The sequence below is a fragment of the Collinsella sp. AF31-11 genome (genome assembly GCF_003475605.1).
In the GTDB taxonomy this organism is placed as follows: Bacteria; Actinomycetota; Coriobacteriia; order Coriobacteriales; family Coriobacteriaceae; genus Collinsella.
The window spans coordinates 1-15,448 of record NZ_QRQS01000010.1 but is presented as its reverse complement, the minus strand read 5'-3'; the positions used below and the strand labels follow the sequence as shown (position 1 = coordinate 15,448).

General features: G+C 58.6%; 9 protein-coding genes. 1 reads left to right on the top strand and 8 read right to left on the bottom strand.

What is annotated here, in order from left to right; all coding sequences use genetic code 11:
• Window positions 1–13 precede the first annotated feature (13 nt).
• Window positions 14–2,041 (bottom strand): KUP/HAK/KT family potassium transporter, encoded by a 2,028-nt coding sequence (locus DWZ22_RS07430; RefSeq protein WP_118405813.1) that lies wholly within the window; start codon window positions 2,039–2,041, stop codon window positions 14–16.
• A gap of 159 nt (window positions 2,042–2,200) precedes the next feature.
• Window positions 2,201–3,073, bottom strand: a complete 873-nt coding sequence (locus DWZ22_RS07425; protein ID WP_118405812.1) for a nitroreductase family protein — start codon at window positions 3,071–3,073, stop codon at window positions 2,201–2,203.
• A 213-nt stretch (window positions 3,074–3,286) separates the two neighbouring features.
• Between DWZ22_RS07425 and DWZ22_RS07420 the strand changes: the two genes are divergently transcribed.
• On the top strand, window positions 3,287–5,587 hold the full coding sequence (locus tag DWZ22_RS07420; RefSeq protein ID WP_118405811.1) for an LTA synthase family protein: 2,301 nt from the start codon (window positions 3,287–3,289) through the stop codon (window positions 5,585–5,587).
• A gap of 702 nt (window positions 5,588–6,289) precedes the next feature.
• On the opposite strand, the gene DWZ22_RS07415 is transcribed toward DWZ22_RS07420, so the two are convergent.
• The 6 genes from DWZ22_RS07415 to DWZ22_RS07390 form a co-directional block, all read right to left on the bottom strand.
• A complete protein-coding gene (locus tag DWZ22_RS07415; RefSeq protein WP_118405810.1) occupies window positions 6,290–6,988 on the bottom strand; it encodes a hypothetical protein in 699 nt (232 codons plus the stop codon).
• Window positions 6,989–6,990: 2 nt separating this feature from the next.
• On the bottom strand, window positions 6,991–7,572 hold the full coding sequence (locus DWZ22_RS07410; RefSeq protein ID WP_118405809.1) for a hypothetical protein: 582 nt from the start codon (window positions 7,570–7,572) through the stop codon (window positions 6,991–6,993).
• Between the two features lies 1 nt (window position 7,573).
• Entirely contained in the window at window positions 7,574–13,018 is a 5,445-nt protein-coding gene (locus tag DWZ22_RS07405; protein ID WP_118405808.1) for a hypothetical protein, read from the bottom strand.
• A 30-nt stretch (window positions 13,019–13,048) separates the two neighbouring features.
• Window positions 13,049–13,696: a hypothetical protein gene (locus DWZ22_RS07400; RefSeq protein WP_117716343.1), complete on the bottom strand. Its 648-nt coding sequence runs from the start codon at window positions 13,694–13,696 to the stop codon at window positions 13,049–13,051.
• Window positions 13,697–13,786: 90 nt separating this feature from the next.
• Complete coding sequence (locus DWZ22_RS07395) at window positions 13,787–14,545, bottom strand: SipW-dependent-type signal peptide-containing protein (RefSeq protein WP_118405807.1); 759 nt, start codon at window positions 14,543–14,545, stop codon at window positions 13,787–13,789.
• Between the two features lie 70 nt (window positions 14,546–14,615).
• Window positions 14,616–15,137, bottom strand: a complete 522-nt coding sequence (locus DWZ22_RS07390) for a signal peptidase I (RefSeq protein ID WP_255413454.1) — start codon at window positions 15,135–15,137, stop codon at window positions 14,616–14,618.
• Window positions 15,138–15,448 lie beyond the last annotated feature (311 nt).

The window sequence follows — 15,448 nt, the reverse complement described above, 5'->3', positions numbered from 1 at the left end:
AACCTGTCGGCGCCTACGGGCGCTCGTTGGGAGCCAGGCGTTGCATCTTGTTCACGGCCTTGAACTTGGTGAACAGCGGCACGTACTCAAAGCTCACGTTGGAGTTCTCCAGGCCGTACCAGCGTGCAGGCGTGCCAGCGGCGCGACGAATGATGTACTTGAGCGTGATGGCCGTACGCTCGCTCGGCTCCACATCGCTTTCGGGCGCCAGAAGCTTACGGATCAGGACGAACTTGAACGTACCGATGTTGCCCGGATCCTTGTAGACCGAGTAGTCATGCGTCTGCGCCGGCAGCTCGCCGGTGGCAGCCAGGTCCTGAACGACCTGGCGCAGGTAAGCATTGACGCGCTGGTTGATCTTATAGCCCAGGTACAGATGCACGCGGAATACGTAGTCGGTGCCGAACGTCTCGACCGAGTAGGCAAAGGTATGCGGCTCCTCCATGGTCTCGACATTCACGAACCACCAGGCGCGAGCGCGCTTGGGGTGCTTATCCAAAATCGAGTAGACGATATCGCGGTCGATATAGTCGGTGTTGGTGTCCTTGGTCAGGTACACGATGTTGTCGCTCATGAGCTCGTAGCGATCGTCGTCGCGCAGGCGTTTGAGCTGCGGCAGATAGCTGCGCAGCGGCAGCAGCGTAAACTGACGTTGCTCGACCGCCGTGCCGTTGTACCAGCACACCATAATGCCCATGATGAGTGCAGCCATGAGGATGGTGAAGTAGCCGCCGTGGAAGAACTTGGTGAGCGAGCTCACAAAGAAGAAACCCTCGAGCAAAAGGAAGAAGGCGGCAAAGATCCACGGCGCGACCTTGAGATTGCGCTCCACGTGCAGATAGAAGAAGAGCAGCATTGTCGTGCACATCATGGTCAGGGTAATGGCCAGGCCGTACGCGGCCTCCATGTGCGCCGAGTTCTGGAACAGCAGCACCACGACGACGCAGCCCACGAGCATAACGTTGTTGACCATGGGGATGTAGAGCTGGCCCTTGGTCTCGGCAGGATAAAAGACCTGCATATGCGGCATGAGGTCCAGGCGGCTGGCCTCGGACACCAGCGAGAATGCGCCGGTGATGAGCGCCTGCGAGGCAATGATGGCCGCGACGGTGGAAAGGCCGACGGCAAAGGGGCGCAGACCCGGGGCGAGCATCTGGTAGAAGGGGTTGAGGTCGGCGATACCCATGAGCTCCGGGTTGCCGGCGTTGTTGATAAGCCACGCGCCCTGGCCCATGTAGGACAGCAGCAGGCAGCACTTAACGAACGGCCAGGTGGCATAGATGTTGCCGCGGCCCACATGGCCCATGTCGGAATAGAGCGCCTCGGCACCGGTGGTAGCGAGGAAGCAGCTGCCCAAAATCATGATGCCCGCATGGTTGTTGGGGCTCAGCAGAAAAGCGATGCCACGCAACGGGTTGAGGCACAGCAGCACCGCGGGATACTGGCAGACAAAGAACAGGCCCGTGCCGCCCAGGAACAAAAACCACAGCGTCATGATGGGGCCGAAGGCGTGACCGATCTTGGCCGTGCCGATGCGCTGCACCAAGAAGAGCGCGATGATGATGGCAAGCGTGATGGCGACGACACGACCCTGGTCGTCACCGAGCACGGCATGGACCGCCGGGATGGTGCGCAGGCCCTCGATGGCCGTGGTGACGGTAACGGCAGGCGTCAGGATGCCGTCGGCGAGCAGCGCGGCACCGCCCAGCATGGCGGGGATGATGAGCCACTTGCCGCAGCGCTTGACCAGGCTGTACAGGGCAAAGATGCCGCCCTCGCCGTGGTTGTCGGCGCGCAGCGAGATCAGCACGTACTTGACGGTCGTCAGCAGCGTGACCGTCCACACGACAAGGGAGAGCGCGCCGAGCACGAACTCCTGCGTGACGCTTCCGATGCCGCCGTTGCCGGCAACGAGCGCCTTGGTTACATACATGGGGCTGGTGCCGATATCGCCATACACCACGCCCAGCGTGACGAGCATCGCCGAGATGCTCACAGGAATCGCAGCGTGCGAGGCTACTTCCTTTGCCTTTTGTTCCATAAGCCGGTTTCCTCCCAATTTTAACGTTCGACGGGATTATATGTAATCAGCCCATATTTTAATGGCACCGTTTTCCCAGCTAGATAAACATTTATGCGGCCTTTAGGCCACCGCGGCGATATGGAATGTGACAAAGGGACGCCCCCTTTGTCACATTCGTCATTTTCCGAGCCAGTTTTTGAACCACCACTCCATAGAGCGGCTCATCTCGGCCATAAAGGGGCTCGTGTGCTTACGGGTGTAGATGTCGATGACGCGCTCGCCCACCTCGCGGGCGTGCGGGCGAAACATCGCATCCATCTCGGCCACCTGCGCATCCATCGTCGCGGCGTCGGCGCGACAATAACGCTCCTCGTGCACCAGGTTCACCACGGGATGCGCGATTGCCGGGCGCTCCTTACGGGGCGTGCCGATGATGAGCATCGACAGCGGCATGGTATAGGCAGGCAAGTCCAGCAGTGCGGCAACTTCCTCGGCGTTCTCGACGATATCACCGATGTAGCAGCTCCCCAGCCCCAGGGCCTCGGCGGCAACCACGGCGTTTTGCGCAGCGATCACGGCATCCTGCGCCGCGATGGCAAAGTCGCCCAAACCCGGCGCGCGGCGGGGCGCCTTGCCCGTGCGTTCGACAAAATCGGGCTCAAAGCAGCCCACGTGCTCAAACAGATCGATCCACTTGGCATAATCGACCACAAATATAAGTGCCCAGGGCGCCTTGGCGATCATGGGCTGGTGATCGCACAGGTCGGCCAGACGGTCCAGCGTAGCCTGCTCGCGAATGCTCACGATGGAATACATCATCATGGCGCCCGCCGACGGCGCGCGACTCGCCGCATGCAAGATCGCCGCCCGCTGCTCGTCGGTCACCGCCACGGGACGGTCGTTGTCATCGCGCGCAAAGGCACGCGTGGACGAACGGTGCTCCAAAATGTCCAGTACCGCGTTGCCCGTAGTCTCGACCGGATAGCCGTACGTATCCATGCCCGCAGCTCCGTCGCCGCCCATGTCCGCCTCGCAAACCTGCTCGCTCATCGCCCTACCCTCGCCATTTCTTTAAGAAGCCTTTACGTTTCCGTGTAATTCCCGTCCATTATCGCGCAGGTCGCCACTACATTGCGCCACACCGCCACACGCGCGCGTTAATATGGCTGGTTGTTGTGCGCAGCCACCAATTGCTGCGCATATCTTGGTAACAATCGGGTAAATCCCCGCTTTCGTAGGTTTTAGTTTGTGAGGAGTCTCAGCATGTTCGCTGCCGCCATCTCGCTCGTCGGTCTTGCGGCGACCGTCTACCTTGTCTTGCGCGAGGCCAAGGCCGTTTGCGCAAAGTCGGGCACCGTTGCCAAAAGCGCTCTTGGGTGGAGCGTCGCCTTTGGCCTGTTCCAGCTCTTTTTGACTGTCTGGGGCGCTATTGGTCTCGTCGCGCAAAACGAGCCGCTCGCCTTTGTGATGCTCATCCTGACCAACGCCATCCTCACCGGCTGCGCTTGGGCCAGCATCGCCCGCGACCGCATCGCCCCGCGCGTCTTTGCGTTCGCCTCGGCCGACGCTCCCGCCCCCACTGGCAAGCTCGCCCGCCTGCGCGGCGCCTTTGTGGGCAAACCGCTCGTCGCCGCCGTCCTGTGCCTGCTGCTCGCCGGCGTCTTTGCGCTGCTTGGCATGGAGGTCTCGTCCAACCACGACTTTACCTGGGTCTACCCCCTGTGCATCCTGCTCGAGTGGGCCATCATCACCGTACTCATGACCGGCCTGTTCTTCCTATTCCAGCGCCACGGCGCAGCTCCCGCGGTCCTGGCCTTTGCCCTCTTTGTCCTGGGCATTGCCGAGTTCTTCGTCATCACGTTTAAATCCATGCCCATCCAGCCGGGCGACCTTTCGGCCATCTCCACCGCCGCCGCGGTCGCCGGCAACGGCTACACCTTCTCGATCTCGCTGTTCTGCGTGCTGTCCATGGGCTTTACCGCCATCGCCATGCTGCTGTGCGAGTACGCCGGCCTGGTGGCACCGCACCGTCAGAAGGGTGCCGCCAACGCCAAGCGCATGCTGCTCACCAACCTGCTCGTAGCGGTGCTGTGCCTGGGCGGCGTGACCGCGCATGTCACGCTCATCGACTACTACAACACTCTCGGCATCACCGTCTACACCTGGCGTCCGCTCGAGAGCTACTGGCGCGAGGGCTACCTGCCTGCCTTTATTAGTGCGGCGCAGTCCATCAAGCCGCCCAAACCCGCCGACTACTCCGTCGACGATGCCAAGGCCACGCTCAAAAAGTACGCCAAGGCCTACGACAAGTCCGACGCGGCCAAGAGCGACGAGCGCGCCGCCGCAAAGGAGCAATTCGACAGCGAGAAGCCCACGGTCATCGCCATCATGAACGAGACCTTCTCGGACCTGTCCATCTACCAGAACATGCGCGCCGGCTACGAGGGCCCGCAGTACTTTAAGAACCTGTCCAACTGCCTCAGCCGCGGCAAGCTCTACGTGAGTGCCTACGGCGGCGGCACCGCCAATACCGAGTTTGAGTTTATGACCGGCAACTCCATGGCCAACCTGGGTTCGGGCGTGTACCCCTACACCATCTACAACATGGAGACGACCGGGAACCTGGCAGAGCAGTTCAAATCGCTCGGCTATTCCACCACGGCCATGCACCCCAACCACGCCACCAACTGGAACCGCGAGAACGTCTATAAGGACTTTGGCTTTGACCAGTTCCTGTCCATCAACGATTTCCAGGGCGCCGATACCCTGCGCGGCATGGTGACCGACCAGGCTACCTACGACAAGATTCTGGAGCTGCTCGACCAGAACGCCGACCCGCAGTTCATCTTCGATGTGACCATGCAGAACCACTCGGGCTACGACACGGGCCTGCTGCCGGCAGATAAGCAGATGCACCTCAACATCGACACGACCGATCTGGATGCCAAGACCGTCGAGGACGGCACGCTGTCCGATGTCGACGAGTATGTCTCGTGCATCGAGCAGTCCGACCAGGCGCTGCGCTACTTCCTCAACGCCTTGAGCAGGCTTGACCGCAAGGTGGTCGTGGTGTTCTGGGGCGACCATCAGCCGTTCTTCCCGTCCAAGTTCAACGATAAGTGGTTTACCGACGAGGACGACGCCACGCATCAGGAGCGCTTGTGGCAGACTGACTACATCATCTGGGCCAACTACGACGTTGCCGGTTGCGACCAGACGAGTGAGACCGACGACCTGTCCACCAACTACCTGTCCACCCAGCTCATGCAGCTGATCGGCGCACCGCTGACCGACTACCAGAAGGCGCATATGACGCTGCGCGAGTCGCTGCCCGCCATCAACTCCGTGGGCTACGAGGACGCCAGCCTGCGTTGGGCGCTTTCCTCCAACGTCACCGGTGACGACGCCGCTGCCGCAGCCGCCACCAAGGCGCGCGAGGATTACGCCAAGATGCAGTATTACGAGATGTTCCGCGACGGCAAGAACGTGTATACCGAGCACTTCCAGACCGAGGCCAACGAGACCGACCCCAACCTGGCACCGGGCACGACCAAGATCAAATAGCGACACGTCTTAACTGGCTCGTCTGCCCGGCGGCGCGGAACGTAAGGTTCCCTGCTCGGACAGTCCTGCTCGCACGGAGAGCACATTAAGTGCTCTCCGGCTCGTGCGGAACTCGCGATGAACCTTACATTCCGCGTCGCCGGGCAGACGCCTCGGTGTTGAAGCGCGGCTTGTCATGAAAGCATCCGCAACATATATAAGTTGAAGGCCACATTAAGTGGCCTTCTTTATATTCGGAAAGTGTGTCCCGGAATCTGCCTTCGGAATGGGACGCAGTTTCCGCTTGAGGGCCTGTTGGGAAAGCGCATCCCACTTCAAGAGTAAATTCCGGGTCGCACTTTCCGCTAAGGCTCTCAACCGGAAAGTGCATCCCATTCCAAGCCTTAATTCCGGGACATAGTTTCCGGACAAGACATCAACCGGAAAGTGGGGACCACCCTGAGCGCCGATTCTGGGACACACTTTCCGAAACGCCGCGCATTCGGAAAGTGCGTCCCGCTCTGAATACATCCGGACATGGAATATCCGCTTATTAGGCCTTCCATCAATAAAGGGGCGCCCTCCCGAGCGGCGGGCTCGAAGTTCATCGCGAGTTCCGCACGCAAAGAAGGCCACTTAATGTGGCCTTCTTCTTGTGCAGGACTGTAGAGCAGGGAACTTCGTGCCCGCCGCCCGGGAGGGCGTTGCGTTTAGAAGATGGACCTAGCGCTTGTTCCTCCGGGACAAAAGAAGCGCGGCTATAAATGCGATGATTGCAAGCGTCAGCAACACCAAAAGCAACGTGAGTGTGCTGTCGCCCGTTGCCACGAGACCGAGCAAGCCGGGCTTCTTGCTGCCAGCAGACTGCACGGGGATCTTCTCGCCGTCGTCCTCGGCGGTAATCTCCCAGCGAATGGTCTTGTTTGCGTCGGCAAGCTCGTTGCCTACCGACGTCGGGACACTTAGTTGCAAATTGAGCACCGTGCTGCCATCGCTCGCAAACGTTGCGACCTGCGTGGGATAGGCAAACACGCTGCCCGGCGTTCCCGTCTGGAGCCAACCGGCAGACGCATCGCCCGCCGACGCTGTCAAGGTAATGGGCGACAGCAGGTGTGCCGTCTCGTGATCGACAACGGCACGCACAAACACGCGCACCTGGGACTTTACGCCCGTGGCACGAATCTCTATCTGCTGATCACGCACATCGCCAGGCATCAGATCTTTAAAGGCCAAAAACAGATCGGGCTCCCCCGAGGAGTCCGTCGCCCCCGAGACCGTCAGCTGACGCGCATTTCCGTCATAGGCAATCGCGGGAGTATCGGCAAACGCACGGGCGGGAACAGCGAGCGCGACCACGCAGAGAATGGCCGCGACCATGCAACGCAAGGAGCGCGCAACACCTTTACGAATCGGGAACGCCATACTTACGCACCTCCATGCGGCGGCACCAGCACGTCATTCTCGACCGAGCAACCCCATGCGTCGTGCACGGCCTCATCGGGCATCGCCTGGACCGCCTGAGTGGAGATATCCACGACAAGATTGCGACCTTCGGTTGCCTTGAGCTCGGTAACCCTATTAATGAGCACGCCGGTTTCCGCGCCGGGAGCGACGGGCGACGTCCAGTAATAGAACCCGTCGCTCGCCTTAACCCAGTTATAAGCCGAGTTCGCGCCCGAGGCATCAGCCACGCTCCACGCAATCTCGTAATCCGCCTCACCCTTCGGCTCCTCCTTCGGCTCATCCCACAGGCGTGCGCCATCCTGGTCCTGCCAGTAGATATCCACTGCAGCACGAATATAGGCGGGCGCAGTACCCGTGTTCTTCGCCTTGACATCGCTTTTCACTTTGCCGTTGAGCGTTTCCTGAACCGATGGCGTCACCGACCCGATGCCGAACTGGTTGACCAGCACGCCCGTAACCGAAAGCCAGGCCAACGTGCCTGCCGTACCGGCCAGGAGGATAACCCCCACCAGCAAGGCGATGATGCGCTTGCGCTTGGACATGCTAATCCTCCTTCTTTGCTACGTTGCCGTTGCTCCAAACGTTATGGGCACGATTGCTGCCGTCGATCCATTTGTCGTTCACACGCGTGTTCGTGCAGGTGAACGTGGCATCGTTCGCGCTCGATGCAGCGGAGATAGTCGCCTGCGCCTTATCGCCCGGCTGCTTGCCAGGGACGCCGATTTGGTTGCTGTAGCGCCATGCCCACGCTGAGTCCTCCTCGACGGTGTAGATACCCGCCGGGACCGCAAGCTCGATAGCGCCGGAGTACCAGGCGGAACCGTCCTTTAGCTGCGCATCCGATGACACCGTTACCTCAACCGTGCGCTCCTCCAAGGCGTTGCCGTCCATGCCGGCCCGGGAAACCTTGAAGCGGAACGTCTTGCCCTTCGCCCAGCTATCCTGGGTTTGCTTGACGATCTTGAGCGTATGCGTAGCGGCGAAATCGAACACCGCATTGCCATCGCTCTGAGTGCCGTCGCCCGTGAGCTTGTAGTCCAAACGATTCGTCAGCTCAAACGAGCCCTCGCCTGAACCCGAACTGTAAAGCGAGACATACTTCCCGTTGACAGGCGCAGGAGTCTGGCCAGGAAGACCATAGCCCACGCGGTCAACGTGCACCGTCAGTTGCGTGCCCATGAAGGGCTTTGCAAAGCAAGCCTTGAACGGCGCCTTATCGCTCTTGTCATCTATCGTGTTCGCGGCATTGGGATCAAGCAACCACTTGAGCTGCCCGGTCACATTCTTAGGGCTCGCATCGTCCGATGTGTCGTTAGCGACGACCCTATACGTCACCGGATACAAATCCATGTTGGCTGTAACCGGTTTACCCTTGAAGTCGCTCCACGCCACAGCTTTGTCGCCATTAACCCACTGCCACTCCAAGAACAACTCCTTCAAGCTGCTATCCGCTCGCTCGCCCAGGAATGCGACGATTGCGGAGTAGGCTTCGGGATCGTAGGCCACTTCCTTTGGCTCCATGACGGGTTCACCCTTGTCGTCATAGACCGGGTTGCCGTTCTCGTACATCTTGGGCACCTTAACTGTCTGAACAAAGCCGGCATTGCCATCCTGGCCACGCAGAACACTCGTATCGTTCGGGTCTACCGTAGCGGTGTAGATGACGTTGCCTTCGGTGTCGTGATAGCGCACTTTAAGCGGCGTCTTCTTGTACACCGCAGTGTAGGTCACGCTCTCAAAGGGCTCGCTGCCCTCGAGGGGATACTTCTCATCGTCAGTCATCAGGGTGTACTGCCCGTCATTGACATAATCGCGCGACCAGCCGACAAAGTCGTACTTGGTGCCGTCAATGCCCACAACCTCCTTGACAGCCTTGACCTCAAGAGAGATCTGGTCGCCGGAATCAGTACGGCCGAGACCGCGGACAAGAGCAGGATTCGCGAGATTTAAGTCGATGTTCGATTGAACGGCAACCAGGCTGGGACGGTAGACCGGGTACAGCTCCATGGGGGCCCTGACCACGGTAGAAGCACTCACCATGCGGATACCCTCCGACCAAGCGACATAGCCCTTGACAGGTGCCGGCTTGGCTTCCGTCCAGCCCACGAAGGCGTTGAACGCACCTCCTGTATCCCTATCGATAGCGCTGACGTCATAAGTGGGCTTCGGGATGCCGCCATCAAGGTTGCCGAGCATATCGCCTTGCTGAGCAACTTTGCCGTCCACATCCCTGGCATTGAGATGGTACACAACCGCCAACGGCGAATAGTACGCCACAAATGTATAGGCCCCGCCGGGTTCCACCTGATGGGAATACGAGTTATCGCCGTTAGGTTCGATGTCTTCAACTTCGCCATTCGGAAGCTCGATCTCAACCTTCTGCAACTTATACAGCTCACCGCCTGCTTTATAAACCGGAGTCGTGACGTCAGGGGTCACCGTTGCCGTAGCAGGGTCGGTGCCCGCGTTGATAACGGGATCGATGTCGTACCTAGGCACATTAACCTTGTCCGTGCCCTTAAAACCGGCGCGATACAGGTTGGTGGTGTACCTAACATCGTACTTCGCGTACACCGGATAGGCATCCTGCCACTGGGTGACCTTAAAATCTGGTTTCACCAGATACGGTTCGGCCTTATCCGGGTCAGAAGTGGTGAAGGAATCGCCCTCGACATCGTAGATATACTTCCAGACGTCAGAATCCCTCTGGACCTCGGCGGTCGAAATCCAGCCCAGGAACTTATAGCCCGGCACGGCCATGTCGGCATCGGTCGGGGAAGCTTCGAGGGTCAGGGGGCTCTCATACGATCCCTTCTCACCATCTTCTGGCTTTTCGGCCACTTTAACCGACTTATTAACATGCGGGTAGTAATACGTGAACGTCGGATCCGCCCCGTTCACCTTGGTCTGCAGCAAGTTACTCTCATAGCGCCGCGTGGCAGTCCTCACGACATTATCGCCCTTGTTGTAGAAATTAACGTCCGTGGTAATCATCGCGCGAACGTAGTACTTCTTATCTGTACGCACCATGCTCTCGATGGGATTTTTCACATATGTCCAATATTCACCATCGCGCTCAAGCGTCCAGAAATTCAGGCGATAGCGATCATTCACCGGTTTGACCGTTACGTTCAGCGAAGCCGAAGTCCAAGTATCGCTTAGCGTTGCAGCGCCTGGAAAATCGGTATCGGCATAGAGGTTTTTTAGAGTATCGGCTCCCGTATCGTTTTTAACGTTGTGCGAGTACGCGTTAAGGGGACTCACGACAAGGGTTTCCTTCGTGAAGCGCGTGCCACACGTTTCATAACTATCCTTTATACCGTGGTCAACATGCTCCGGGCCCCAGTGGACGACGTTTTCACGCACGAAGGTACTACCGACGTTTTCCTCAAAGGGCGTTTGATAGCGATTCCAAACGGAACAAAGTAGCTTGCTGTCCGTAAACTCATGGTTGGTATAAGCCCGAACGTAATAATCCACTCGGTACTCAAAGCGGGCGATGTAGGTATGCGGCGCGGTTAAATCGACATCGGCGGGGAGCGTATAGCTGGGGTCGCGGCTTACGCGCACCTCGAGCGGGGCATCCTCGGTTCCCTTGTTTTCATACCAACCCAGGAAACGATAGCCGTCGGGCAGCTGGCCCTCCTCGGATATAGCTTTACCGGATACGTCGAGCACCTGTACGGTATACGCGCTTGTGCCATCTTCTGCAGTCTCAACCTTAACGTCAGTTTTGCCCACACCGTCGCGCCGAGTCTGATCGTCGGTTGCATCCTGCTCATTGCCCTCAAACACCGTCATGATGTTCGACACATAGTCGGTGTACACCGGATAAAAATCGGTAGGGCCAAGCACAGTGATCTCGGTGCCGGCAGGATAGAACGCACCGGCGTTTTTTAACTCGGCAAGCTCAGGCGAGGTGATGGCCGCGTAACCGCCATGCATCCCGGCCTCGCCACTCGGCTGCGTCGTCCAACCGATAAAGGTGGCGCTGGCAGAAAGAGTGCCGCGGTCCGCAGGGGCAGCCGGCGTTAAACCGACGCCATAGCGGTACCAGTCCGTCGACTTGTCGTGCTCCTCGCCGCTCTGCCACGCGAGCGTCTCGCCCTTGACGTTATAGAACAGTACCTGCGCCTCGTACGAAGCAATAAACAGGTCGTTGCCCTTAAAGGCCTCGGCCCCCTTCGCGTTATCGGCGGTATAGCTCGACGTTATCTCGTGCGCTTCGTTCTTCTGGACCTGCTTGCCAGCCTTAACGGCATCGGCATCGGTCTTGCCGTTAAACCAGGCGTTATCGGCATCGATACGGTTCACATTGACTCCGGGCTCACGGAACCAGCCCATAAAGCGGTAGCCGCCGTTGGCCTCGGTCAAACCCTCTGGCTTTGCGGAGGTATCCTGCTTAAACGTTACCGATGTATCGCCCTGGGCCAGGCCTTGGGCCGTTCCCGCCAGCACGGCGCTCACGGCAAAGGCGTACGGATCCGAGGTCGCCTGGTCTTTGCCAAGTTTGGTCTTCTCGATTGTCGCGGTGCCCGCACCGGGAAAATCGATCGTCGCCTTAACGCTTTGGCCATGCACGGGGATATTCAGCTTGTAATCCATCGCCCACTCATTGGTGTGCTGGCCACCCAGGGCATCGTCGTTGGCGGTCGAGCGCATGGTGCGGGCACAGAAGTCGTAGTCGTGCTCTTCCCATAGCTCACGCGTGATGTAGCGCTCGTCGTCCCACGGGCCATAGCCGTCGCCCTTAGTGGTACCGTCGCCGCCAAACGCGGGGATTTTCTTTTTAGCGGGATTACCCTGGCTATTGCCATTCAAGCTCACGCTCGGTTTAAAGTAGCACTCGGTGACCGTGGCATCATCCCTGTTGGCACGCGCGGCAATGCCGCCCAGGTTCACATCGTTTTGAATGATGGGGATCACGGCGATGGGATTGTACTGGCGCGAACTCAAATCGCCCGCAAAATGGCTGCGGACGAGCTCGTTGCCCTCGGCGGTCAAAATTCGGCCCGCCAGGCCGCCTGTCCACGCACGCGTCACGGCGACGACGCCCACATATGACGCGGCATAGCTGTAGCACTGCGCCGTCGAGAAGCAGTCGATAATCTTGGCCTCGCCCGCCATGCAGCCCACAAAACCCGAGGCGTACACGTTGTTGCCGCCCAGGGCGCCAATTGCCACGTCGTACTTATTGGTGACGTCGGTCATGCCCTTCTCGGCAATCGAGCCGTCGTCCTTACGCGTCGGCGTCACGCGGCAGTACTCGATAGTCGAGTTCTTAACGTAGCCGGCAAACGCCGCCATATACAGACCCTCACCGCCGAGCGCCTGCACGCCCGAGGTCGCGTTGTTGACGGCACGGCCGCCACGGACCTCGCAGTTGTAGAGGGTGCAGCCGTCGAGCTCGCCGGCGATGAGACCGCCCTCAAAACCTGCGTTGGTAATGAGGTTGAGAGCATTGTTGGCGCAGGTCACGTGCAGCGTGCTCTCCATGACCATAACGTTTTCGAAGCGCGTTTTGACGGCCTTGCCCACGATAATGCCACCGCGGAAGTCCGCCCACACGTTGGCGTCCTTGACCAGGAAGTTTTTGATGGTGGCACCGTTGGTCTCGGCAAAAAATCCCGTATCGCGCTCGGGGTCAAAAGCGTCTTTATCGTAGCTCAGGCCCTCAACGGTGTGGTTTTGACCATCGAACACGCCCTTAAACGGATGCTCCTTGTTGCCAAACGACAGATGCTTAACGGTGTGCGAGACAATGGTCTTCATGTCGTCATCATTAAGCACGATATCGTTATCGAGATAAACGCGCCAGCCGGACGTATCGCGCTCACGCGAAAGCGCCACGTACACCAAAAAGTCGTTCGCGTTTTTGATGTGGTATTCGTTTGTGTTCTCGGGCACGTCCTCGGCATGCACCACCGTTGGCAGCGCCATAACGCAGCAAAGGGCAATCGCTGCGACGGCAACCAGCCTGCTAAGCATGCCCCGGTTTATGTTCCTGATCTTCATAGGCTAGTTCGCCTCCGGCCAACCCACAACGTCAAGTACGTCGAGGGCGGTATCGCTTGTCTGCTGGTTTTTGGCCTGCACGGCCTGAACATCGATATCGAGCCTGAATGAGCCACCGCGCGCGGCATCATGGTAGTCGCCCACAAAACGCAGCGAGTCCATGAGGCTCTCCGTCATAGCATCGGGGTCGAGCACGCCGCCACGCCCGGTCAATCCACGGTAGTAGTACCACCCATCGCCGCCATCGATCCACGGAGACCCCTCGCCCGCGTTCACATGAAACGCGACGTTGTCCGAGGCATCCGCGCTCGAACCGTCGGGCGCCACCGACGTCATGCGCAGGCGCGCGCGAACGTACTCAGGCTGCGCGCCGACGTTCTCCACGCGCACAATGCGGCTGATGTCAGAACCCCCGGCCTTGGTGTCGGGATAGTCACCGTGCTCGTTGGGATCAAACGGAATCTCCTCGCCCTGCACGTTGAGGGTGTATTCGCAGACTCGTACCTTCACGCTGCCAAACGATAGGACGTTGTTCGCCGGAACCATATCAACGGTAAAAGCCAGCGTGCCGCACAGGCACGCCAGGGCCAACAGCGCCATCGCAGCAAGCGCCAAGGTGCGTTTCTGATTGTCGGAAAGATTATTGAGCATTACGTTCGCCAGTCGTCGATAAAAAGGGGGACCGAGATCCCAGCCCGAAAATGGGGATGGGGAGCGGGCCGGGATCTCGGTGGAGGGGGATTAAGCCTGAGTCTTAGCCCATTCCTTGGCCTGCTTAAGGGCATTCTGCGCGTCAGCATTTTCACCCTGCTCGGTGCCATTCTGGCCCGCGCCAAAGATGTAGGCAGAGACCGTCATCGTGGGAGCCTGTTTCGGGTCAGTAGTAGTCTCGACAACATCGGTGTTGTTCATGGCAGAGGGAATCGTCACGGCAGTGAAAAGCTCATCGGTATAAACGTCCTGCGCTGCTTTGTTGGCTTCGAGCTTTGCAGGCAGGTTCTCTGCGGCAGGGTTCTTGGAGTACATAAACAGACCGCTCACGTACTGGTTGCCAGAGTTGTCAGATTGGTTGGTCTTGACTTGACCCTCAACGGGCTTCCAATTCGTATTTTTGAGCGTAAAGTACGGGGTCTTTTCAAGGCTGGTGCCAGGCTTGACGATGGCATTCTTTACGTAAATGAATACGTATGCATCATCAGAGCCAGCCTTGATGCCGACATTGGGGTTCTTGGCCACAGTGGCGCCAGGAACCATCTTGGAGTTGGCAACCCACTGGGTCTCGAACAGGTAGGCCTTTTCAGTGTTCGGATTATTGGGGTCCGGTTTCTCGGGATCGGTCGGATCAGGCTTGTTTTCCGGGTGGCCAAAGCTACCCACCGTGAACACGTTGTCAATGTGCTCCTGCGCCGTCAGCCATGCATAGGTACCCACGCCGGCAGCCAGCACCAACAGCAACAGGGCGGCAATGATGCCGTAGCGCTTTTTCTTCTTGTTTTCCATCGTTCTCTTCCTTTCGAGAATCGTTTTCCCCGGCAACGGCCCCTACCGCCGCCGACGCTTTTCCCTGCCGCTATGAACGCCGCTCCCTCGCATGCACGCGGGTATGCTTGCCCGCAGGCTCGTCGGGAACCATCCGATCGAGCACAATCGACGCCGCGGCCAGCAGCGCCAGAACGGCCACCACAACAAGCAAACCGGGCATCGTCGTGCAATATGCGTTAACGAAGCCCAGGTAAGGGACACAAAAAGAAACAGTGCCGATAACACTCGAAAAAGGCGTCTGCTCGGCATCGTGCATGATGCTTCCGTCTGCATTTTTGTTCGCAATTCCCTGCGTGCCGATCATCTGCGCGGCAGGGTCGATCTCGTACACCTGGTGCGTCACCACGGCGCCGTCCGATCGGTAAAAGGTTGCATTGTCGCCCACGGTAATATCCGTTGGCTCAACCTGGCGGACAAACACCATGGAGCCAACGGGAAGATCGGGTTCCATAGAGCCCGAGAGCACAGCAAAGGGCATGTATCCAAATGCACGAGGAACAAAAGAAACAACGGCAAGGGCTATGACAAGCGCGAACGCCAAGCTACTCAAAAGTGCAATAAATCGTTTGAGTCTACGCGCCGTCAAAGTGATAATTCATCCCCCTTGAGGACCTATTCGACCCATCCAAAGGTCAGCAAGTTTCAACAGGAACCGCAAGGCGCTTGAAAAGTGAGTCCGAAATAAGCCAATTTGGAATCTTTTCGTAATAAAAACATAGCGATGTGCTACACATTTTTCAATGTTTTGTCGCTAAATGCTACTAATTTTGGCGTAAGTGGTCATTTATCCCCAAATTGGTCTGCTTTATCCAATATCTGTGGTAGCGCGCAGAGATGTGGTGTAAGAGGCGGGGAATGCCC